Genomic DNA, 22200 nt, shown 5'->3' with positions numbered 1-22200 from the left:
GCGTCCGCGGGCCGCGCTGCGTGAGCGCCACCGCACCGCCGCCGCGACACGGCGGTTATTTCCGCAGCATGCTTACAGCTGCGCCTGGACCCATTCCCTGACGCCGGAGAGCGCCGCCGACAGCTTCGACGGATCGGTGCCGCCCGCCTGCGCCATGTCCGCACGGCCGCCGCCCTTGCCGCCGACCTGCTGCGCAACAAAGTTGACCAACTCGCCGGCTTTGATCTTCTGGCTCGCGTCGGTCGTCACGCCGGCGATCAAGCTAATCTTGCCGCCGTCAACGCTCGCCAGCACGATCGCGGCATGCTTGAGCTTGTCCCTCAGCTTGTCGACCGTTTCGCGCAGCGTCTTCACATCGGCGCCTTCGAGCTGGGCCGCCAGCACGCGCATGCCCGCCACGTCGACCGCCTGGCTCGCCAGTTCGTCGCCTTGGCTCGACGCGACCTTCGATTTGAGTTGTGCGAGCTCCTTTTCCTGCGCCTTGAGCTGGTCCTGCACCTGCGCGATGCGCGGCGTCAGTTCCGCCGGCTGGACTTTCAATGCCGCAGCAGCCCCCGCGAGCGTCGACTCCAGGTCCTGCACATAGCGCAGCGCATTGTCACCGGTGATCGCCTCGACACGACGGATGCCGGCCGCCACCCCTGCTTCGAACACGATCTTGAACAAACCGATGTCGCCAGTGCGCTGCACATGCGTGCCGCCGCACAACTCTCGCGAGAACCCCAGGTCGAGCACGCGAACCTCGTCGCCATACTTTTCGCCGAACAGCGCCATCGCGCCCGACTTGACCGCATCGTCGAACGGCAGCACCCGCGCAATGCCCGGCGTATTGGCCAACACCTCGGCGTTGACTAACGCCTCGATGCGACGAATCTCGTCGTCGCTGAGCGGCGCATTGTGCGAGAAATCGAAACGGGTCTTATCTGGATCGACCAGCGAGCCCTTTTGCTGCACATGCGGACCCAGCACCTCGCGCAGCGCCTTGTGCATTAGGTGCGTCGCCGAGTGATTGCGTGCGGTGCGGGCGCGCCGCTCGGCATCGATACGGGCGCTGACGACATCGCCGACCTTCAGCTCGCCCTGCTCGAGGGTACCGTGGTGGCCGACCACGTTGGCCTGGACCTTCAACGTGTCGGACACGGCAAAGCGCACCGTCGCATTGCTGATCGTCCCCTGGTCGCCAACCTGGCCGCCCGACTCCGCATAGAAAGGCGTTTGGTCAAGCACGACCACACCCTGCTGGCCCGCCCGCAGCGACGGCACCGCCGTGCCATCGGCATACACCGCGACGACCTTGGCATCGTCGAACACGTGCTTGTCGTAGCCGTGGAATGTCGTCTTACCGCCCGTGTAGTCGAGCGCCTGGGCCATCCGGAACTTGCCCGCCGCACGCGCCTGCTCGCGCTGGCGCGCCATCGCTTCGTCGAACGCCACCTCATCGACGCCGATGCCCCGCTCACGGCACACATCCGCTGTCAGGTCCAGCGGGAAGCCGTACGTATCGTGCAGTTTGAATGCAAGTTCACCGTCGAGCACTTTCGCACCGCGCGCCGCAAGCTCGGACAACGCGGCGTCCAGAATCGACATCCCGTGCTCGATCGTCTCAAAAAAACGTTCCTCTTCCTGGCGCAGTACGTCGGTCACGCGCTGCTGCGCCGCCTTCAGTTCCGGATAAGCGGTCCCCATCTCACCGACCAGATCCTCGACTAGTCGATGAAAGAACGGGCGCTTGCGACCCAGCTTGTAGCCGTGGCGGATCGCGCGACGTACGATGCGGCGCAGCACGTAGCCGCGCCCCTCATTGCCCGGGATCACACCGTCAACGATCATGAAGCCGCACGCGCGGATATGGTCGGCGATCACCTTCAGCGAGTTGTGCGCGAGATCCGACACGCCGGTTTCGCGAGCCGCCGCGGCAATCAGCCGTTGGAACAGATCGATCTCGTAGTTGCTGTGCACGTGCTGCAATACCGCGGCGAGCCGCTCCAGGCCCATGCCGGTATCGACACACTGCTTAGGCAACGGCGTCAGGTTGCCTTGCGCATCGCGGTTAAATTGCATGAACACAAGGTTCCAGATCTCGATGAAGCGGTCGCCCTCCTCGTCGGCCGATCCGGGCGGCCCGCCCCACACCTGCGGGCCGTGATCATAGAAGATCTCCGAGCACGGGCCACAGGGACCGGTCTCGGCCATTTGCCAGAAATTGTCCGAGGCATAGCGCGCACCCTTGTTGTCACCGATGCGGATGATCCGCTCGAGCGGCACGCCAATTTCGTTGGCCCAGATGTCGTACGCCTCGTCGTCCTCGTGGTAGACGGTCACGGTCAGCTTCTCTGGCGGCAACTGGTAAACACGCGTGAGCAGCTCCCACGCATAGTGAATCGCGTCGCGCTTGAAGTAGTCGCCGAACGAGAAGTTGCCCAGCATCTCGAAGAACGTATGGTGCCGAGCGGTATAGCCGACGTTCTCCAGGTCATTGTGCTTGCCGCCGGCTCGCACGCTGCGCTGCGCGGTCGTGGCCCGCGAGTACGGCCGCGTCTCGGTGCCCAAAAACACGTCCTTAAACTGCACCATGCCGGAATTGGTAAATAGCAGCGTTGGATCGTTGGCAGGCACCAGGCTCGACGAGCGAACAATCGTATGGCCCTTCGATTCAAAGAACTTCAGGAACTTCTCGCGGATTTCAGCGGCTTTCATAGCGTGCTTCGAGTAGTCTGTCGCTGGCGCGCCAGCGCATCGGGTGTGAATCCGGACACGGACGCGCCCGTTTAAACAATTGATTATACGGGATGGGCGTACCGGCCCACCCCCGTATCATCGCTGCAACCGTTGCACTTGCAAGGAGACATGCTCGGTTTATGGGAGCCCTGACTTACCTGCGCGTATTGGCCCCGACGCGCGTGCTCGCCGATCCCGGGTCCGCACAAACGGTGGCGGACTTCAGCGCGGATGTGATCCAGAAGTTCGTGTTCGGCGGCAACAACTCATGATGAAAGCGCATCGCGGCAATGGTCTCATTGGCCGGCGTCTTAAAGCCGTACAGGTCGATAATGACCTAAAACACGGACGTGAAGACGCACGAGCCGCCTGGCGTGCCGATCACCAGCGCGAGCTTGCCGTCCCGCATGAGGAGTAAGGACTACGTTTTTATCACCCCGGATCACGCATCAATGGCCCGCGCCAACCAGGCCACCGGCGGCCGCACCCACTACCGTGCCCAGCGGCCCACCGGTTAGCACATAACCCAGCGCGCCCCCGGCCGCCGCACCAATCGCCGCGTGTTTTTCCGAACGCGACAACGATCCGCATGCGGACAATGCCGGAACTAGCGATACCAGGACCACCACTTTTGCAAGCGTCGACGCCTTCGCGTTCATTTCTTCTCCTTATGACCGGATCCTCGCGCATGCGCGAGCGCAAGGATCGTAAGAGAGCGGGGCGCGGAGTGGCAATCGCTTTTACGCGTTGTTACAGGTGCTATGGTCGCGGCAGCCCCCAGCGTGATCGCGCTGCATGGCCCGCGCCGCGCCGTCACGTCGGGTAAAATGCAATGTCATGAACATCGTCCGGCCCGGGCACGGGCCGGCCCACCCTGCCCGCTCATGAATATCGAACGCAAAGACGCAAGATCGGGCGCCCAGCCCGGCCAACACCCTGTCACCCCTGCTGGCGCGCCGCCAGGCGGCAGCGGTCCGGGCGCGCCAACGAACGCATCGGCCGAACCGGCCGCCGCGTCGAACTTCATCCGCAACATCATCGACGACGACAACCGGTCCGGGAAGTGGGGCCAACGGGTCGAGACGCGCTTCCCGCCGGAGCCGAACGGCTACCTGCACATCGGTCACGCCAAGAGCATCTGCGTGAATTTCGGCATCGCGCGCGACTACGGCGGCGTTTGCCACCTACGCTTTGACGATACGAACCCGGAAAAGGAAGATGTCGAGTATGTGAACTCGATCATCGACGCGGTCCGGTGGCTCGGCTTCGATTGGCAGAAGGACGGTCGCGAGCACCTGTACTTCGCCAGCGACTACTATGACAAGCTGTACGCGTTCGCCGAGCTGCTGATCCAGCGCGGCAAGGCCTATGTGGACAGCCAGAGCGCGGAGCAAATGCGCGCCACGCGCGGCACACTGATCGAGCCGGGCACGCCGTCACCGTATCGCGACCGCACGCCGGAGGAAAACCTGGCGCTATTTCGCCGGATGAAGGCGGGCGAATTCGCCGAAGGCGCGCATGTGTTGCGCGCCAAGATCGACATGGCGTCGCCGAACATCAACATGCGCGACCCGGTCATCTACCGAATCCGCTTCGCCCATCACTATCGCACCGGCGACGCATGGTGCGTGTATCCGATGTACGACTACACGCACTGCATCTGCGATGCGCTGGAGAACATCACGCATTCGCTGTGCACGCTCGAGTTCGAGGATCATCGGCCGCTGTACGACTGGTTTCTCGCGGAGCTGGCCGATGCCGGCGTCTTCACGCGTCCGCTGCCACAGCAAATCGAGTTTTCGCGGCTCAACCTGACGTACGTAGTCACGAGCAAACGCAAGCTGCTGCAGCTGGTTGAGGGCAAGCACGTGGACGGCTGGGACGATCCGCGCATGCCGACAATCGTCGGGTTGCGCCGTCGGGGCTTCACGCCGGAGAGCATCCGGCTGATGTGCGAACGCACCGGGCTGACCAAAGTTAACTCGTGGATCGATTTCGGACTACTCGAGGCGGCACTGCGCGAGGATCTGGACGAGAAGGCGCCTCGCGCGATCGCCGTACTCGATCCGCTCAAGCTTATCGTGGACAACTATCCGCAGGATAGTGAAGAACTATGCAGCGCACCGGTGCATCCCCATCACCCGGAGCGCGGCACGCGGACCTTTCCGTTCTCGCGGGAGCTGTGGATCGAGCGCGAGGACTTCAACGAAAACCCACCAAAGGGCTATTTCCGGCTGTTCCCGGGCAATCGCGTGCGGTTGCGCTATGGTTTCGTCGTCGAATGCACGGGCGTGGACAAGGATGATCACGGCAACATCGTCGCGGTGCGTTGCCACTATTTCGCGGACAGCAAGTCAGGGACCGAAGGTTCAAACCATTACAAGGTCAAGGGCAACATTCATTGGGTCAGCGCCGCGCATGCGTACCGCGCCGAGGTGCGCCTGTACGACCGGCTGTTCAAGGAGCCGCAGCCAGATGCCGGCGGTCGCGACTTCCTCGAGGCGCTGAACCCGGATGCTAAGCGCGTGGTGACTGCCTACCTGGAGCCAGGCGCACAACAGTTCCTGCCCGAGGACCGGACTCAGTTCGAGCGGCACGGCTACTTTGTCGCCGACCGTGTCGATTCGGTGCCCGGCCAGCCGGTGTTCAACCGGATCGTTAGCCTGCGCGACAGCTGGGGCAAATCCGCGTAACGGGTTGCATGCGGTGGGCGGCGTCGTTGCACAAGCCGCGCCGGGTTGGCGCCGCCATGCTCAAGCTCGGCGTACGCGCGCCAGCCGATCGCTCAACCCGCGGCCGAACACGTTCACCAGCAAGCCGCCCATCACCAGCACCGCACCGAGCCATTGCGGCAGGGTGAGCGCCTCGCCGAGCCACAGCGCCGCGGTGCTCAGCCCGACGATCGGCACCAACAGCGAAAACGGCGCGACCTGCGCGGCCGGATAGCGCGTCAACAAGCCACCCCACAAGCTGTAGCCGAGCAACGTGGCGACGAATGCCAGGTAGACTACCGCGAACACCGACGCAGCCGAGATCTGGCCAAGCGACGACCAGATCTGCGCCGGCCCCTCGAACCAAAAGGACAGTGCGAGGAAAGGCAATGGCGGGATCAGGCTGGACCAGACCACCAGCCCCAACAAGTCGACCCTGCCGATTCTGCGCATCACGACATTGCCCAGCGCCCACATCGATGCCGCGAGCAGCGTGAGTACAAAGCCAGCAACCGTCATGGCATGACCACCCTGTATGCCGATGATTGCTAACCCAATCGCCGCAATCGCCAGCGCGAGCAGGTTGTGCGCTCGCCAATGCTCACCGAGCAGCAGCGCAGCGAACACCAGTGTGAAGAACGCCTGCGATTGCAGCACCAGCGACGCCAGTCCGGCAGGCATCCCAACGTACATGGCCATGAACAGCAACGCTAACTGGCCAAATGCGATGGTCGCGCCATAAGCCAGAAAAAGCGGCCACGGCACGGTTGGCCGCCTGACGAAGAACACGGCGGGAAAAGCCGCCAGCAGGAAACGCAGCGCACCGAGCAGCATCGGCGGCACGCCGTGCAGCCCGACCTTGATGACGACAAAATTGACACCCCATACCGCGATCACAACGAACGCGAGCAGCAGGTCCTTTGGCGACATCGGGCACTCCTTGGCGGATGATTGTGGGGTGTGTTGTGGTGTGTGTGCCGCGCGGCGGCCTTGCCTGAGCCACGCGAATAGCTATCAGGATAACCCGCCTATCGCGCTTATGGAGCAGGTGAGAGGATCGGCAGCACGCCGCGCCGATCAAAAAAGCCTCGCCCGCCGATGCGGGAGAGGCTGTGTGAAACACGATGATGCCGCGCTCGCGGCGCGCGACGCATCGAACGCGACCGCCCCCGCGGCCGCACCCGGATCGGTTACTTCGAACCGGTACCGCTGCTGTCGGCGTTGCGCGCCGCCTTTTGTTGCTCGGCGCTCTTCCCCTTTGCACCGTGATGGTGGCGTGCATGGTGCTTTTTAGCCTTCGCGCCGCTGGCGGCCGCCGGCGCGGACGCGGTTGCGGCAGGCGCGGACGCCGCCGCGGGCGTCGATGCCGCGCCTTGCGCGAATGCCGCGGAAGCGGCAAACAGACTAGCGGTCAATGCAATCAGCAGCTTGCTCATGTCGGACTCCTTTTCCAAACGCGCGAAACAGTCGCGCTTGGCTACAAAAACGCGATGACCAATGACACCGTTGACGGCAAAAAGTAAGCAGTTGTAACGCCCCGTACAGCGCCACGTACACGGCGACGACCACATGGGACCGGCGTGCTTTCTCGCCGGCAGCGGCCTCGATGTGCGCCCTCACCCACACAGCGGACTGGCCACCGTGACCTATTTGCTCAACGGCGCACTGCTACATCGCGACTCGCTCGGCTCGATTCAGCGCATCGAGCCGGGCGATGTCAACTGAATGATCGCCGGCCGCAGTATCGTGCACTCGGAACGCACACCGCAGGGCGAACGAGCGGGCGGCGCTCATGTGATGCTCGCCGGTGGCACGCCACTTGACGGCGAGCGCTTTATCCACTGGAATTTCGTTTCCAGCTCACGCGAGAAGACCAAGCGCGCGCGACAGGCGTGGCGGCAGCAGACGATGGACAAGGTGCCCGGCGAGGCCGACTGGTTCCGCTGCCGGACCGTTGAATTACGTGGGCTCGACCTCATCTGTCAGTCGGATAGCCCATTTCTTTTTTGCGAGGAACATGATGGACACGACGCTTGAGACTTTCGAGCAGGACGTGATCGCCGCATCGAGAAACGTGCCGGTATTGGTTGACTTCTGGGCGCCCTGGTGCGGCCCGTGCAAGGTCCTCGGCCCGCTGTTGGAGAAAATCGAGCGCGAGTACGGTGGACGCTTCAAGCTCGCGAAAGTCAACTCGGACGAAAATCCGCAGCTGTCACAGCATCTTGGCATTCGCAGCATTCCGCACGTCATCGCGTTCGTCGACGGCCGGCCAGTGGACCAGTTCGTCGGCGTGCTGCCGGAAGGGCAATTGCGCCGCTTCATTGACCAGTTGGTGCCCGACGCCGCTGAAACCGAGCGCCGCGCCGCGCACGCACTGCATGCCCAGGGCCGCACCGACGAAGCGCTGGGCCGGTTGCGCACGGCACTGGCACTCGACCCAGGATTTGACGAGGCGCGCCTAGATCTGATCGAGTGGCTGCTCGACGACGATCGTTTCGATGACGCGCGGGCTGAGGCCGAATTTCTGTCGCCACGGACCACGCAGGGCATCGACGCGCGCTACAACGCGCTGAAGACCCGGCTGGACGCAGCCGCGGTGGCCACCGAGTTGCCCGATACGAGCGCGCTGGAAGCGCGCATCGCGAACGATCCGGGGGATCTGGAGGCACGCTTTGACCTTGCTAGCCAATGGATCACCGCACGTCACTATGCTGGCGCGCTCGAGCAGTTGCTGGAGATCGTCAAGCGCGACCGCTCGTTCCGTGACGACATCGGCCGCAAGACGATGCTGTCAGTATTCGATCTCGCATCAGGGCAGCCGCACCTGGTCTCGGAGTGGCGCCGCAAGCTGAGCAGCGCGCTATTCTGAGCCGCCGCGCGCCGCATCCGGCTGGCGCAAGGCCAGCGCGCGCAGCACGTAAGCTGCCGCGGCAAAGCCGAAGCCGCCGGTCACGCATACACTCGAGCCGAAGCCCGCGCAGTTGAGCCCGATCGGCGCCGTGCCGGCGTCCGGTGCGGTAGCGCGCGCGGCCTCTTCGCCGTCCAGGTCGCAAGCGGCCGCCTGCGGATAGATCAACGGCTCATCGGAGTAGACTGCCGGAACGTTGAACTTGGCCTTCGGCCCGCGTGGAAATCCGTGGTGTTGACGCAACTGTGCCCGTACCTTGGATAGCAGCGGATCCTGAATGGTACGGGCCAAATCGTCGATGCGAATACGCGTCGGATCGAGTTGCCCACCCGCGCCGCCCACCGTCACCAGCGGCACCCGGTGCCGGACGCACCATGCGATCAGCGCCGTCTTGGTGCGTACGCTATCGATGGCATCGACGATGAAGTCGTACCCGACGCCCAGCCGCACGTCCAGGTTGTCGGCTTCGACAAAATCCTCGACCTGCGTGACTACGCACTGCGGGTGAATTGCCGCAATCCGCTCAGCCATTGCGCCGACCTTCGGTTTGCCATAGTTGCCGTTCAACGCATGGATCTGGCGATTCGTGTTGCTTTCCGCGACGTGGTCTAGGTCGATCAGCGTCAAGCGCCCGATTGCACTGCGCGCTAGCGCTTCGGCCACCCACGAGCCGACCCCACCGATGCCCACGACTGCGACATGACAGCGCTCGAATGCCTGCAGCGCGGCTGCGCCGTACAATCGTGCTATGCCGCCGAAACGACGCGGATGGTCAGCTGTTTCGAATTCCCCAGTTTCCGAGGCCGAATTGGCTGGCGCCGCGCGCGCAGCGCACGACTCGGATGACGCGTTGTGAATAGCATGCGGAATGGACATGGTCTGACGCTGGAGAGGCAAGAGAAGCTCCGCCGCGCGTAATGCGCGATGCGGCGGCCAAACCGCTATTGTGCCTTGCCTAAGGCTGCCGCGTCGCCCCGTCGAGCGGCTATCGTCGTCTTCCGATATACTCGACCCATAGTAAGCGACCGCATAAAAAGATGAGCTCCCTCGCTGATCTACGCAAGCACTACGCGCTTGGCACATTATCGAAGGCCGATGTCGACGCCGATCCGATCAAGCAGTTCGAACGCTGGTTCGAACAGGCGCTCAATGCCCAGCTCCCCGAACCGAATACGATGACACTGGCCACCGTCGACGAGCGTGGCCGGCCGGACGCCCGCATCGTGCTGATCAAGGGGGTCGATGCGCAAGGTTTCACATTCTTTACCAACTACCAAAGCCGCAAGGGTCGCGAACTGGCGCACAACCCATACGCCACGCTGCTCTTCTATTGGATTGAGCTAGAACGCCAGATCCGCATCGAGGGCAAGGTGAGCAAGACCACCGACGCCGAAAGCGACGCCTATTTCGCATCCCGTCCGGTCGGCTCACGCATCGGTGCATGGGCGTCGGAGCAAAGCGCGGTGCTGCACGATCGCGCGGAACTGCAAGCGCGTGAAGCACACTTCGCGGCACAATTCGGCGACAACCCGCCGCGGCCGCCGCACTGGGGCGGCTACCGGCTAGTGCCAGACGCGATCGAGTTCTGGCAGGGGCGGCCATCGCGGCTGCACGATCGAATCCAGTACCTGCGCAATCCGGACAACACGTGGAAGATCGTGCGCCTGTCGCCGTGACCCTGTCCGCCGATGCCGGCGCCTTGTGAAGCCAGGCTTCACGCGGGGTCGCGTCGCGGACCGGGAGGTTTGCATCACAGACGAACAATAGTTGCTTTGCTTGCGTTTCAACGAACAGGAGAATTCTTATGTTCTGGGAAAAAAAGCTTGCGCAATGGGTTTCGCAGGTGCGCGAAAAAACCAATCTGCCCGCACGTTTGGTCCTATGGAACGGACAGCAACATGATTTCGGCACGTTTGCGGCACCGCAGGTCACGCTGAAGGTTAACACGGCGGCGGCGCTGCCGCTGCTGCTGGACCCGAGCCTGGACCACCTCGGCGAAGCGTATATCAAGGGCAAGATTGACATCGAGGGTAAGCTATCCGATGTGATCCGCATCGGCTACTCGCTGGCTCGCAGCACGGTCACCCATGCCAGCAAGCTGGCGCGCGTGCGGCGCTATTTCACGCACACGAAAGCCTCGGATAAAAAGGCGATCCAGTACCACTACGATGTGTCCAACGAGTTCTACAAGCTGTGGCTGGACAAGAACATGGTCTATTCGTGCGCCTATTTCGAAAATGGCGACGAGGATTTGGATACCGCGCAACTGAAGAAAATCGACCACATTCTGACCAAGATTCAACTGCAACCTGGGCAGCGGCTGCTCGATATCGGCTGCGGCTGGGGCGCGCTCGTGCTGCGCGCAACGCAGAAATTCGGCGCCCAATGCGTTGGCGTCACGCTGTCCGAAAATCAATTCGCGCTGGCCACGCAACGCGTCAAGGACGCGGGACTGCAAGGCAAGATCGAGATTCGGCTGCAGGACTACCGCGACGTGTCGGGGCAATTCGATCGCGTCACCAGCGTCGGCATGTTCGAACACGTCGGTCGCAAAAACCTGCCGCTGTACTTCAGCAAGATCCGCGAGTTGCTCACGGACGATGGCATCGCCATGAACCATGGCATCACGTCGAGCGACTTCGCCAGCGGCGAAACCGCGCTGGGCGGCGGCGAGTTCATCGATAAGTATGTTTTCCCCGACGGCGAACTGCCCCATATCAGCCTGGCGCTGGAAGCGATGCAGCGCGGCGGGTTGGAGGCCATCGACGTCGAGAGCTTGCGTCGCCACTACGCGCGCACGCTCGAGTTGTGGACCGAGAATTTTGAGCAATGCGCGGCCGAAGCGAAAACGCTCGTTGATGACGAGAAATTCCGCATCTGGCGTGTGTACCTAGCTGGATGCGCGTACGCGTTCGACAACGATGATGTGTCGATCTATCAAGTGGTATGCCGCAAAGCCGGACGGCCCGCGTACACGCTGCCCTGGTCGCGCCGCTACATGTACGCCAATCCACTGTGACCGAGCAAGCGCCACCGGACGACGGCCAATTTCATTTGTTCGGCACGCCCCCGCCGGCTGCCGCGGCGGCCGCTACCGGCAAGCCCGCGGCCGCCGCGTCAGCACGCCATCGCTCGCGCGGGGAGATCCTGCCGGCGCGCATCGACGAGCGTTGTCAGCGACTGGGCGCCGCGTTGCCGCACAACGTGCGCCTCGGCACATCGTCGTGGTCGTACCCGGGATGGAACGGCATCGTCTATGACGACGAATATAGCGACAGCCGTCTGTCGCGCCATGGGTTAGCCGCCTACAGTGCGCATCCGCTGCTGCGCAGTGTTAGCATCGACCGGACCTTCTATGCGCCACTGACCGTCAGCGACTATGCACGTTACGCGTCGCAGGTGCCCGATGCGTTCCGCTTCACGGTGAAGGCAACATCGAGCATTACCGATGCGACAGTGCGCGGCGAGCGCGGCATGCCGGGCGAAGCCAATCCATACTTCCTCGATACCGAGCTAGCGCAGCGCGAGTTCATCGAGCCGTGCCTGCAAGGGCTCGGCCACAAGGCGGGCGCACTGGTGTTCCAGTTTCCGCCGTTGCCCGACAGATGGATCGCCGATCCAGCCGCGTTCGTCCAGCGCTTGCAGCCGTTTCTGGAGGCACTACCCGCGCTGCCCGACGGAGTCGTGTACGCAGTGGAGATCCGCGACGCAATCCTGCTGACGCCCCGGCTGATGAAGGCCCTGCGGGCCGCGCGCGTGCGCTACTGCATCGGCATCCACGCCCGGATGCCATCCGTGCAACGCCAGGCTGCCGCGCTGGCGCTGCTCGACGGCGACACACCTGGCCCGTTGGTCGTGCGCTGGAATCTTCACGCGGGGTTGAAGCACCAGCAGGCAGAAGCACGGTACGCGCCTTTCGACACGATGCTCGATGAGGACCACGACACGCGCGAGGCGCTCGCCGCGCTGGCAGCGCGCCACGCACGCGCAGGTCAGTCCGTGCTGATCACAGCCAGCAACAACGCCGAAGGATGTGCTCCGCTCTCATGCATCGCGCTGGCCGACGCAATCGTTGCCCATCTAGCTCCTCCTGCATAGTCTCGCCGCTGTGCGTGGTGTCGCGCAGCGGGCTTGGCCAGGGGCCCTGTCTCAGCGTGCCGGCGCGAGCACGGGACTGCGCTATGCACGGCGCGACTTGAGCCGATGCGCAAAAAGCTGCCGGAACTTGCCCACCTTCGGCGCGATCACGAACGAGCAGTAGCCCTGTGCCGGGTGGTTCGCGAAGTAGTTCTGGTGATAGGCTTCGGCCGGCCAATAGTTCCCCGCCAGCGGCTCGATCCGCGTGACGATGGGCGCATCATAGAGTCGGCGCTCCGCCAGCTCATTGCGCATCGCCATCGCAATGCGTGCCTGTTCATCCGAATGCGTAAAGATCACCGACCGGTACTGGGTGCCAACGTCGTTACCTTGCCGATTCAGTTGCGTCGGATCGTGCGTAGCAAAGAAAATTCCCAGGATTTCGCGATAATCGATCACCGCCGGATCGAACGTCAGATTGACGACCTCCGCATGCCCAGTCTCGCCGCTGCACACCGCTTCGTACGATGGAGCATCGACATGGCCGCCCGCATAACCTGACTCCACGGCCGTGACGCCTTCGACATCCAGGAACACCGCTTCGAGGCACCAGAAACATCCTCCACCCAGCGTCGCCACTTCGCTCATCATTGCCCCTATTAGTCAGTCAGTCCCCGCCGAGTCAGGGATCCCCATCGAGTCGCCTCCCGTCATCGTGCGACATGCCCACCGGGCCTTGCTGCCCGCCCGTCCCATCGGCGTGAGATACCGCCGGGACGCCCCCGGCTGCTCGATCAGCCGGCCCGCGCCCGATCCGCTACAATCACCGCTTCATCTCACTCAATGCTTTACTGTTCACGTATGCGCCCCCGGCGCGCCGCTCGCACTCAACCATGAAGTCCGCCGCCCCTCCCAACTTCGATACTGCCGCGTTCCGGCTCGCACTGGGCGAATTCGCCACCGGCGTGACTATCATCACGACGCGCGCCGAATCGGGACAATTAATCGGCATCACCGCCAGTTCGTTCAATTCCGTTTCGCTGACGCCCCCCCTCGTGCTGTGGAGTCTGGCGAAACGGGCAAGCTCGATGACCGTATTCGAAGTCAATACACATTATGTTGTCAATGTGCTTGCCGCGTCGCAGCTCGCACTGTGCCGCCGCTTCGCGACGCTGAAAGGCGATCGATTTGCCGGCGTGGCGCATGCGGCTGGCGACACCGGCATGCCAATACTGGATGGCGCCCTCGCGTGGTTCGAGTGCCACAATCGCAGCCGCTACGACGAGGGGGATCACGTGATCTTCGTCGGCGAGGTCGAGCGCTGCGGCGTCACGGGTGATTCGCGCGAACCGCTGGTGTTCCATCGCGGCGGCTTTCATACTGTCGATCCGCTCGGCTGAGCCCAGTTCGGTTAAACCCGGCGCAACCGAATCCGCTCGGCCGAATTCCGCGCAGGCTTCAACGCGCGCGAAGCAGCAGTTCGACCGGAACGCCAGCGCCGTCTTTCAACGTCTGCAGCACGATGTTCGAACGAACATCCATGACGCCCGGCGCCTTGTACAACCGACTGAGGATAAAATCCGAAAAGTGCTTCAGGTTATGTGATAGCACACGCAACACGTAGTGGCTTTCCCCGGTCACGACGAATGCGCCGACCACTTCAGGCCAATCGCGCAATGCGGCGGCGAACTTCTCGTGCCAATTCGGCTGGTCATTGCGCATCGATACCTGGACGAAGGCCTCCAGCTCGAAGCCCAGCTTCTCGCGGGACAACGACGCACGATAACACTCGATCACGCCCTGCTCCTCGAGCAACCGCATCCGCCTAAGACAAGCAGACGGCGACAGTGCAATCCGCTCCGCCAGTTCGAGATTACTGATGCGGCCCTCCTCCTGCAGCAGTATCAGGATCTGGCAATCGATCGCATCGAGTGACATCGACTGCATAAAATTCTCCCCGTCTCCTTCATTAAAGAATTTTATGCGATTTCGGTTCGGCACCGCACACCGAATCGCAAGCACTTTCGATACCCGTCCATTTATCTTTTCGAGCATATAACGGGCCCGCCGCCTTGGCTAATCGCTCCCGCTCGACACACTGCCATGACCCGTGCGCATCGAGCATCCGAACGGTTACGAGGTCATGCAGACGCTGATCGAGCGCGGTGTGATTGGCGGCAACGGAATCTCGGACGCGTTCAGCGTGGCCCGACACCTGGTGAATCTGGAAGTCGTCAATACGTACGAGGGCACGCACGACGTCCCTGCACTGATCCTCGGACGTGCGCAAACAGGCATCCAGGCGTTTTTCTGATCCCACGCGTCAAGATAGTGCGCGTCAATCTAGATAGACGACCCGGTAGTGCCGGCCGATTTTTTTCCACTCAGCCGCTTCCTGGACCAGGCTGTACTCAATCAGCGGGTTGTCGTCAACCCAGCTGCGCGGCAAGCGCACCTCAAAGCCACCATCATGCTCGCATACAGCCAACCTCGGGATCGCCACGTCAACCCGGCGACGGCATAGCAGCACGGCCAACCGTAGGCAGAACAACAGGCACCAGTCCAGATCCCGCGCCTGCGCGAGCTTACCCAGCTTGCCAGCGTGGCCGAGCACGAGCGCCGCCAGCCGCGCTTGGTCAGTGCGCGAGAATCCGGGCATGTCGGCATAGCTCGCGATGTACGCCGAATGCTTATGGTAGGCACTGTGCGAGATTGACAGGCCGATTTCATGCAGCATCGCGGCCCAGCCAAGCAGTAGCGCCCCTTCCGTACGCCGCTGCGGATCGGTTTCCTTCAGTTGACCGTAAAAACCGGTTGCCAGCGCGGCGATGCGCTCGGCTTGCGCGCGATCGACGCCATAACGCCGCGAGAAGCCTTCCACCGTCACTGCACGCTTGTCCTGGTGCTGTGAGCGGCCCAGCAGGTCGTACAGCACACCGAGCCGCAATGCGCCATCGGTCGTGTCCACGTAGTCAATGCCCAGCTCCTCGAACACCGCCAGCATAATCGATAGGCCACCGGCCAACACCGGCACACGGTCGGCCTTGAGGGCGACCAGCTTGAGCCGGTTCACGTTTTCCGCCTTGATCAGCGCGCGCTTCAGGCGCTCCAGTCCACCACGCGTGATGCCGTGCGTCACGCCAGCGTCGTTGAATTGATTGGCCTCGACCAGTTCCGCGATCGCCCGCGCCGTGCCGGACGAGCCGACCGCCTGATCCCAGCCCGCCCGCTTGTACAGACTGGAGATGATTTGGATCTCGCGCTTGGCGGCCAGTCCCGCCTGGTGCATCGCGTAGTCGTCGACGTTGCCGCTCGGGAAGAACTGCCGGCTGTGCGTCACGCAACCGATGTACAGGCTCTCCATCATCAGCGGTTCGTATTCCTCGCCGATGATGAATTCGGTCGAACCGCCACCGATATCAAACACCAGCCGCCTGCCGTGGCTCACCGGCATCGAATGCGCGGCACCCGCATAAATTAGGCGTGCTTCCTCGCGCCCGGCGATGACCTCAATCGGAAAGCCCAGTGCACGCTCGGCCTCGCTAAGGAACTCGCTGGCATTCTTCGCGGCTCGCAGCGTGTTGGTGGCCACCGCCCGCACGTGGTCCGGATGAAAATCGCGCAGCCGCTCGCCGAAGCGCTTGAGCGCGTCCCAGCCGCGTAACTGCGCTGGCCGGTCGAGGAACTTGTCACGCGTGAGACCGGCAGCGAGCCGCACGGGCTCACGCAACGCGTCCACGGGGTAAATCTGCGTGCCGACGGCAGTGTCCTCTACGCGTGCGACGATAAGCCGGAAGCTGTTGGAGCCTAGGTCGACGGCAGCGAGCAGGTGCGGGGTCTTGTGCATAGGTCAATGGCGGGCCGGATTGCCGACCGTACCAAAATAACGGATAGAATGGGTGACAGTGCCGTTCTGGTCACAGCGCGTCATAACCTTATCATCATACTGTGATAGCTTCCGCAAGTGCCTGAGCCCCAGGTGCCGACGCTTGAACGCAGGTTGCGAAGTCCCGTTGGTGCCGGCGCTTGAATACGGCTGGTAAAGCCCCGTTGGTGCCAGCATTCAAACGCGGCTGGTGAAGCGCCGTTGGCGTCAGCATCTAAACGCGGTTGGTGAAGCGCTGTTGGCGCCAGCATACGTCAGGCCGCCCCACTGCGCCCTTGTATCACCCGCGACGGCGGGAAACTGACTGAGAACGTGCTGCCCTTGCCCTCCTCGCTGGCAATATGCAAGTAGGCATCGTGGCGTTGCAGCACGTGCTTGACAATCGCCAGCCCGAGCCCGGTGCCGCCGGTGTCACGCGAGCGGCTGCGATCGACGCGATAGAAGCGCTCGGTCAGCCGCGGGATATGTTCGGCCGGAATGCCCAGCCCGGTGTCGGCGACACTAAACACGGCGCCGTCACGCTCGGCGCGCCACGTCACCTGGATTGCCCCACCGGCCGGGGTATAGCGGATCGCATTGCTGACCAGGTTGTCGAGCGCACTAAGGATTTCGCTTTCCGTTCCCACCACGTTGAGTTCGTCGTCGGCTTCGAAGCTGAAGTGGTGCCGCCCGCCCGACAATCCCAACGCTTCGTTACGCAGATGCTGCAGCATCGCGCGCATGTTAATTGGCTGCTCGGCCGGCGGCTTGGCGTCGCCCTCCAGATTGGCGAGCACCAACAGGTCGTTGACGATCGTCTGCATCCTTGCCGCCTGCTGCGCCATGATATCCAGGTATCGGCCGCGATCCAATTCCGAAATCGGCAACTCGCGCATCGTCTCGAGAAATCCGGACAGCACGGTCAACGGCGTTTTCAGCTCATGTGACACATTGGCGACGAAGTCGCGCCGCATCGCATCGGTGCGCTCCAACTCGGTAATATCCTGGGTGAGAATCAGCTTGCGGTTGTCACCATACGGGAAAACCTGCACCGACAGGATATGTTGCCGACTTGTACCCATGCCCCGCATCGTCAACGCCTTGTCGTACTGATGGCTGTTTAGGTAGCGCACGAAATCGGGCTGGCGCACCAGGTGGGTAACGTGCTGGCGCAAATCGCGTTTCACATCAAGCCCGAAGTGCTGCTCGCCGATCGCATTGCACCATTCAATCTGGTTGTGATCGTCGAGCATCATCACGCCGTTGGGTGAGGCCTGGATGCCCTGGATGAACCGCGTATGCTGCTGCTCCACCTGCCGCACCTGTGCGTGCCACCGCTTGGCAAGCCGATGCAAGCGGTAATAGATCTCGCCCCACAACCCCGGCGCACTCGGCACTTCCCCATAGACCGGCGCATCGAGCAGCCGCCACAGGCGGTGCGTGTGGTAAGTGTTGAAAAGCGACTGCGCGAGCAGCGCGAGCAACGCGAACGACAGCGCCGCATCCACATTGACCGCAAAGGCGATTGCCGTGGCGACACAGCCCAGCAAGACCAGCGACACGAGCGAGCGCGCCCAAATAATATTCATGTCGGAGCGAAGAATGCCGCGAAACAAGCGACGAAGATGCGGGTGCCGACGGCGCCAGCGTCAGACTGTCTTAGCCAGCCGGTAGCCGCTGCCGCGCACTGTCTCAATCATAGCATCGCAGCTGGCAGGCTTGAGCGCGGCACGCAACCGCTTGATATGCACGTCCACCGTGCGCTCTTCAACGAACACGTGGTCGCCCCATACCTGGTCGAGCAGTTGCGTGCGGCTGTGCACGCGTTCCGGATGCGTCATAAAGAAATGCAGCAGGCGAAACTCGGTCGGCCCAAGGTCGAGCTGGGTTTCCTCGCCGTTGCCGTTCGCCACGACGCGATGCGTCGCCGGGTCCAGTCGCAAGCCGTTGATCGACACGATATCCTCGGTGAGCTGCGGCGCGCGGCGTCGTAGCACCGCCTTGATACGTGCCATCAACTCCTTGGGAGAAAACGGCTTGGTCACGTAGTCATCGGCGCCGATCTCCAACCCGAGCACCTTGTCCTGCTCCTCGCCCCGCGCAGTCAGCATGATGATCGGGATGTGCTTGGTGCGCTCGTTGCTGCGCAACTCACGTGCGAATGCGACGCCCGACTTGCCAGGCAGCATCCAGTCGAGCAACACCAGGTCCGGCAGGACATCACTGATCAAATTCAGCGCCTGCTCGGCATTGTACGCGCGAATCGGACAGTGTCCCGCGTGCTGCAGGTTCACCGAAATCAACTCGGCAATCGCGGGCTCATCCTCGATCACGAGAATGCTGCTAGGCATCGGCACCTCTTTCGCCTTTCTAGGATCGTACAGTTAAACGAAGCAGCGCAGTCCTACAACAGCGCTTCACGCTCGAGCTGGTCGCGTGGCACGTGCCGCACGTCCGTGCCCTTGACAATGTAGATGATGAACTCGGCGATGTTCTTCGCATGGTCACCGATACGCTCGACCGCCTTCGCGACGAACAGCAGATCCAGCCCAGCCGAAATCGTGCGTGCATCTTCCATCATGTATGTCACGAGCTTGCGCACGAACGCCCGGAATTCGTCGTCGATCGCCTTGTCGTCGCGCACGATCTGCGCGGCAGCGACCGTGTCCAGCCGGGCAAACGCGTCCAGCGCGCAACGCAGGATTGACGTCGCCATGTCGCCGGCCAGCCGGATTTCCGCGATGTTCACTGTACGCGCATTGCCATCCTCCATGATTCGCTTCACGCGTTTGGCGATCTTCTCTGCTTCGTCGCCGGCGCGTTCCAGGTTCGTGATCGTCTTCGAGATGGCCATCAGCAGCCGCAAGTCGCGCGCCGCGGGCTGGCGCCGCGCGATGATATGATTGCACGCCTCGTCGATCTCGACTTCCATCGAGTTGAGCCGCGCCTCGTCGGCGATCACTTGGTCGGCTACCTCGGCGTCAAAATGGTTCAACGCCTGCATCGCCTTGATGATCTGCGACTCCACCAGCCCCCCCATCTCGAGGACTCTGGACGAAACCTGGTTCAGGTCCGCGTCGAACTGGCTGGACAAATGCTTGTCGGACATGATGCTCTCCCGTCTTGGTAATCTGCTCGATTAACCGAAGCGACCCGTAATGTAGTCTTCTGTTTCCTTGCGCACCGGCTTGATAAAAATTTTCTCGGTGCCCCCAAACTCGATCAGCTCGCCCAGGTACATATAGGCAGTGTAGTCCGAACAGCGCGCCGCCTGCTGCATGTTGTGCGTGACGATGACCACCGTATAGTCGCCCTTCAGTTCAGCAATCAACTCCTCGATGCGGCCGGTCGAGATCGGATCGAGCGCCGAGCACGGCTCGTCCAACAGCAGCACTTCGGGACGGATCGCAATGCCACGCGCGATGCACAGCCGCTGCTGCTGGCCGCCGGACAACCCATAGCCGCTTTGCTGCAGTTTGTCCTTCACTTCGGTCCACAGCGCGGCCTTGGTCAGGGCCCATTCAACACGGTCATCCATTTCCGAGCGCGACAAAGTCTCGAACATCCGCACGCCAAACGCGATGTTGTCGTAGATCGACATCGGAAACGGCGTCGGTTTCTGGAACACCATGCCGACCCGCGCACGCAGCAACGAGATGTCGCGGGTGGTCGCGAGCAGGTTCTCGCCGTCCATCAAGATCTCGCCCTCGGCGCGTTGCTCTGGATACAGCGCAAACATCTTGTTGAACGTGCGCAGCAGCGTGGATTTGCCACAACCGGATGGGCCGATGAAGGCAGTGACCTGTTTCTCGGGAATGCTCAGATTGATGTTCTTCAACGCATGATATTTACCATAGAAAAAGTTCAGGTTCTTCACCTCGATCTTCGGCTGTACCAGCACGCGGGCGACGCTTTTGGCCGGATCGAGCGGAATCGGCGTGTTGGCACCGGTACGAGAAGGGTCGAGGTGGCGCTCAGCCATGTTCATGGGTAGTCTTCCGTCGCTTACTTCGAAAACAACGCGCGGGCCAAAATGTTCAGGCCCAGCACACCGAGCGTCATCAGGAACACGCCTGCCCACGCGAGCGATTGCCACTGCGGGAACGGACTCATCGCGAACTTGAAGATCGTATAGGGCAGGTTCGCGATCGGCTGATTCAGGTTCAGGCTGAAAAACTGATTCGATAGCGCGGTGAACAGCAGGGGGGCGGTTTCGCCAGCAATACGCGCGAGCGCCAGCAGCACGCCCGTCGTGATGCCCGCCACCGACGCCTTCAACGTGATCGATATCACCATTTTCCACTTCGGCGTGCCGAGGGCGAATGCCGCCTCGCGCAGCGCATTGGGTACCAGCTTCAGCATATTCTCCGTGGTACGGATCACGATCGGGATCTGCAACAACGCAAGCGCCACCACACCGGCCCAGCCACTGAAGTGCCCCATGTGAGCGACCACCAGCGCGTAGACGAACAGGCCAACGACAATAGACGGCGCGGACAACAGGATGTCGTTGATGAAACGCGTCGTGCCGGCTAGCAGGTTGGATTGACCGTACTCGGCCAGATAGACGCCGGCCAGAATGCCGATCGGCGTGCCGAACAGCGTGGCCAACGCCACCAGTACAAGGCTGCCGACGATCGCGTTGGCCAGCCCGCCGCCGTCCGTATTCGGTGGCGGCGTCGATTCGGTGAACAGCGTCAGCGACAGTCCATCGACGCCCAGGCGCAGCGTCGTGAACAAGATCCACACTAACCACACCAGGCCAAAGGCCATGGCCAGCAACGACAGGGTCAACGCGATTGCGTTGGTACGATGGCGACGCGCCTGCAACCGGATACGCGTCGCATCCTGGGCGTTCGTGCTACCCGGCGACACGAGATCCGACGCACGAGAATGTACGAGTCGGCTCATCGTGCGCCCTCCTCTTTTTCCAGACGCAACAGCATCAACTTGGACAAAGCAAGCACGATGAAGGTAATCAAAAACAGGATCAGCCCCAGCTCCATCAATGCTGCCGTATGCAGCCCGGGCTGGGCCTCAGCGAATTCATTGGCCAACGCCGACGTGATGCTGTTGCCCGGAGTGAACAACGAAGCACCGGACAGCAGATTGGTGTTGCCGATCACGAACGTGACCGCCATGGTCTCGCCGAGCGCACGGCCTAAGCCGAGCATGATGCCGCCGATTACACCGGTCTTCGTAAACGGCAGCACGATTTTCCACATGACTTCCCAGGTCGTACAGCCAATGCCGTACGCGGACTCCTTTAGCAGGACCGGGGTCGCTTCGAACACGTCGCGCATGACCGCAGAGATATACGGGATGGTCATGATCGCGAGGATAACGCCGGCGGCCAGGATGCCGATGCCCACCGGCGGGCCGGCCACCAGCGCGCCGACCAGCGGCATTGAACCGAGCACGGTTTGCAGCGGCTTCTGGAACCCGCTCGCAAAGATCGGCGCGAACACCAACAGACCCCACATGCCGTAGACAATGGACGGGATCGCGGCCAGCAGCTCGATCGCGATGCCCAACGGGCGCCGCAGCCAGGCAGGTGAGAGTTCGGTCAGGAACAGCGCAATGCCGAAGCTGACCGGTACCGCGATGATCAGGGCGATCAGCGATGTGGCGATCGTGCCGTAGATCGGCACCAGCGCACCGAATTGATCGGAGGGTGGATCCCAATCAGCGCGCCACAGGAACGAAAAGCCAAACTTTTGGAGGGTCGGCAGGGACGAGATGATTAGCGAAACGATGATCCCGCCAAGCATCAGCAAGGTCACGATCGCGGCAAGCCGCGCCAGCTCACCGAAGACGATATCACCTGTGCGGCCCGGCACTTTCCTTGCACGGTTGCCGCCCGAGCCGGATGCAGTCTGAACGTCGGCCATGATGCCTCTTAACAGACCACGCGGCGCAAC

General features: G+C 62.4%; 21 protein-coding genes and 3 pseudogenes. 9 read left to right on the top strand and 15 right to left on the bottom strand.

Features of this window, described 5'->3' with window-relative positions; genetic code table 11:
- Positions 1–72: 72 nt before the first annotated feature.
- The gene (gene alaS, locus KQH55_RS03195; protein WP_235090180.1) at positions 73–2697 is read right to left on the bottom strand and encodes an alanine--tRNA ligase; all 2625 of its coding nucleotides are present in this window, start codon (positions 2695–2697) and stop codon (positions 73–75) included.
- A gap of 161 nt (positions 2698–2858) precedes the next feature.
- Between alaS and KQH55_RS03190 the strand changes: the two genes are divergently transcribed.
- Complete coding sequence (locus KQH55_RS03190) at positions 2859–2990, top strand: CoA transferase (RefSeq protein WP_217697085.1); 132 nt, start codon at positions 2859–2861, stop codon at positions 2988–2990.
- On the opposite strand, the pseudogene KQH55_RS03185 reads toward KQH55_RS03190, so the two are convergent.
- Positions 2957–3133: pseudogene (locus tag KQH55_RS03185) on the bottom strand (gamma-glutamyltransferase); the annotation flags it as partial. The gene KQH55_RS03190 and the pseudogene KQH55_RS03185 sit on opposite strands and share 34 nt — an antisense overlap.
- A gap of 34 nt (positions 3134–3167) precedes the next feature.
- The gene (locus KQH55_RS03180) at positions 3168–3377 is read right to left on the bottom strand and encodes an ornithine carbamoyltransferase (RefSeq protein ID WP_076785170.1); all 210 of its coding nucleotides are present in this window, start codon (positions 3375–3377) and stop codon (positions 3168–3170) included.
- A gap of 225 nt (positions 3378–3602) precedes the next feature.
- Between KQH55_RS03180 and KQH55_RS03175 the strand changes: the two genes are divergently transcribed.
- On the top strand, positions 3603–5411 hold the full coding sequence (locus tag KQH55_RS03175; protein ID WP_235090179.1) for a glutamine--tRNA ligase/YqeY domain fusion protein: 1809 nt from the start codon (positions 3603–3605) through the stop codon (positions 5409–5411).
- Positions 5412–5471: 60 nt separating this feature from the next.
- Here KQH55_RS03175 and KQH55_RS03170 read toward each other — a convergent pair whose 3' ends face one another.
- Both KQH55_RS03170 and KQH55_RS03165 read right to left on the bottom strand, forming a co-directional pair.
- The gene (locus KQH55_RS03170; RefSeq protein WP_235090178.1) at positions 5472–6359 is read right to left on the bottom strand and encodes an EamA family transporter; all 888 of its coding nucleotides are present in this window, start codon (positions 6357–6359) and stop codon (positions 5472–5474) included.
- A 260-nt stretch (positions 6360–6619) separates the two neighbouring features.
- Positions 6620–6865 (bottom strand): hypothetical protein, encoded by a 246-nt coding sequence (locus KQH55_RS03165; protein ID WP_076787276.1) that lies wholly within the window; start codon positions 6863–6865, stop codon positions 6620–6622.
- A 127-nt stretch (positions 6866–6992) separates the two neighbouring features.
- On the opposite strand from KQH55_RS03165, the pseudogene KQH55_RS03160 reads away from it, so the two are divergent.
- A pseudogene (locus KQH55_RS03160) lies at positions 6993–7387 on the top strand (pirin family protein); the annotation flags it as partial.
- Between the two features lie 62 nt (positions 7388–7449).
- Positions 7450–8298, top strand: a complete 849-nt coding sequence (gene trxA, locus KQH55_RS03155) for a thioredoxin (RefSeq protein ID WP_076785174.1) — start codon at positions 7450–7452, stop codon at positions 8296–8298.
- On the opposite strand, the gene tcdA is transcribed toward trxA, so the two are convergent.
- The gene (gene tcdA / locus KQH55_RS03150; RefSeq protein ID WP_170872454.1) at positions 8290–9213 is read right to left on the bottom strand and encodes a tRNA cyclic N6-threonylcarbamoyladenosine(37) synthase TcdA; all 924 of its coding nucleotides are present in this window, start codon (positions 9211–9213) and stop codon (positions 8290–8292) included. The genes trxA and tcdA overlap by 9 nt on opposite strands.
- Positions 9214–9374: 161 nt before the next feature.
- On the opposite strand from tcdA, the gene pdxH reads away from it, so the two are divergent.
- From pdxH to KQH55_RS03135, 3 genes are all read left to right on the top strand, one after another.
- Positions 9375–10013: a pyridoxamine 5'-phosphate oxidase gene (gene pdxH, locus KQH55_RS03145; protein ID WP_076797135.1), complete on the top strand. Its 639-nt coding sequence runs from the start codon at positions 9375–9377 to the stop codon at positions 10011–10013.
- A gap of 128 nt (positions 10014–10141) precedes the next feature.
- The gene (locus KQH55_RS03140) at positions 10142–11356 is read left to right on the top strand and encodes a cyclopropane-fatty-acyl-phospholipid synthase family protein (protein ID WP_235090177.1); all 1215 of its coding nucleotides are present in this window, start codon (positions 10142–10144) and stop codon (positions 11354–11356) included.
- Positions 11284–12435 (top strand): DUF72 domain-containing protein, encoded by a 1152-nt coding sequence (locus tag KQH55_RS03135; protein ID WP_235090176.1) that lies wholly within the window; start codon positions 11284–11286, stop codon positions 12433–12435. Before KQH55_RS03140 ends, KQH55_RS03135 begins: the two co-directional genes overlap by 73 nt.
- An 81-nt stretch (positions 12436–12516) precedes the next feature.
- Here the strand turns inward: KQH55_RS03135 and msrA are convergent, their stop codons facing one another.
- Positions 12517–13062, bottom strand: a complete 546-nt coding sequence (msrA, locus tag KQH55_RS03130; RefSeq protein ID WP_076797407.1) for a peptide-methionine (S)-S-oxide reductase MsrA — start codon at positions 13060–13062, stop codon at positions 12517–12519.
- A 245-nt stretch (positions 13063–13307) separates the two neighbouring features.
- Between msrA and KQH55_RS03125 the strand changes: the two genes are divergently transcribed.
- On the top strand, positions 13308–13814 hold the full coding sequence (locus KQH55_RS03125) for a flavin reductase family protein (RefSeq protein ID WP_076785178.1): 507 nt from the start codon (positions 13308–13310) through the stop codon (positions 13812–13814).
- 58 nt (positions 13815–13872) lie between these two features.
- Here the strand turns inward: KQH55_RS03125 and KQH55_RS03120 are convergent, their stop codons facing one another.
- Entirely contained in the window at positions 13873–14361 is a 489-nt protein-coding gene (locus KQH55_RS03120) for an Lrp/AsnC family transcriptional regulator (protein WP_076785179.1), read from the bottom strand.
- 220 nt (positions 14362–14581) lie between these two features.
- Here KQH55_RS03120 and KQH55_RS03115 point away from each other — a divergent pair.
- Positions 14582–14728, top strand: a pseudogene (locus KQH55_RS03115) (acyl-CoA dehydrogenase); the annotation flags it as partial.
- Between the two features lie 24 nt (positions 14729–14752).
- Here KQH55_RS03115 and ppx read toward each other — a convergent pair.
- From ppx to pstC, 7 genes are all read right to left on the bottom strand, one after another.
- Positions 14753–16261: an exopolyphosphatase gene (gene ppx, locus KQH55_RS03110; RefSeq protein WP_076797132.1), complete on the bottom strand. Its 1509-nt coding sequence runs from the start codon at positions 16259–16261 to the stop codon at positions 14753–14755.
- A 293-nt stretch (positions 16262–16554) separates the two neighbouring features.
- Positions 16555–17868: a phosphate regulon sensor histidine kinase PhoR gene (gene phoR, locus KQH55_RS03105; RefSeq protein WP_235090175.1), complete on the bottom strand. Its 1314-nt coding sequence runs from the start codon at positions 17866–17868 to the stop codon at positions 16555–16557.
- A gap of 60 nt (positions 17869–17928) precedes the next feature.
- The gene (gene phoB / locus KQH55_RS03100) at positions 17929–18630 is read right to left on the bottom strand and encodes a phosphate regulon transcriptional regulator PhoB (protein WP_076797130.1); all 702 of its coding nucleotides are present in this window, start codon (positions 18628–18630) and stop codon (positions 17929–17931) included.
- A 53-nt stretch (positions 18631–18683) separates the two neighbouring features.
- Complete coding sequence (gene phoU, locus KQH55_RS03095; RefSeq protein ID WP_235090174.1) at positions 18684–19388, bottom strand: phosphate signaling complex protein PhoU; 705 nt, start codon at positions 19386–19388, stop codon at positions 18684–18686.
- Positions 19389–19418: 30 nt separating this feature from the next.
- Positions 19419–20261: a phosphate ABC transporter ATP-binding protein PstB gene (gene pstB / locus KQH55_RS03090; RefSeq protein ID WP_373566353.1), complete on the bottom strand. Its 843-nt coding sequence runs from the start codon at positions 20259–20261 to the stop codon at positions 19419–19421.
- A 23-nt stretch (positions 20262–20284) separates the two neighbouring features.
- Positions 20285–21190 carry a phosphate ABC transporter permease PstA gene (gene pstA / locus KQH55_RS03085; protein WP_235090173.1) on the bottom strand — a complete coding sequence of 302 codons (906 nt, stop codon included), beginning with the start codon at positions 21188–21190 and terminating at the stop codon, positions 20285–20287.
- The gene (gene pstC / locus KQH55_RS03080) at positions 21187–22170 is read right to left on the bottom strand and encodes a phosphate ABC transporter permease PstC (RefSeq protein ID WP_235090172.1); all 984 of its coding nucleotides are present in this window, start codon (positions 22168–22170) and stop codon (positions 21187–21189) included. Before pstC ends, pstA begins: the two co-directional genes overlap by 4 nt.
- Positions 22171–22200: the final 30 nt, after the last annotated feature.

Source organism: Mycetohabitans sp. B3, assembly GCF_021498065.1.
GTDB lineage: Bacteria > Pseudomonadota > Gammaproteobacteria > Burkholderiales > Burkholderiaceae > Mycetohabitans.
Note: the sequence above shows the minus strand (reverse complement) of the source record. Positions and strands in the feature narration are given on the sequence as shown.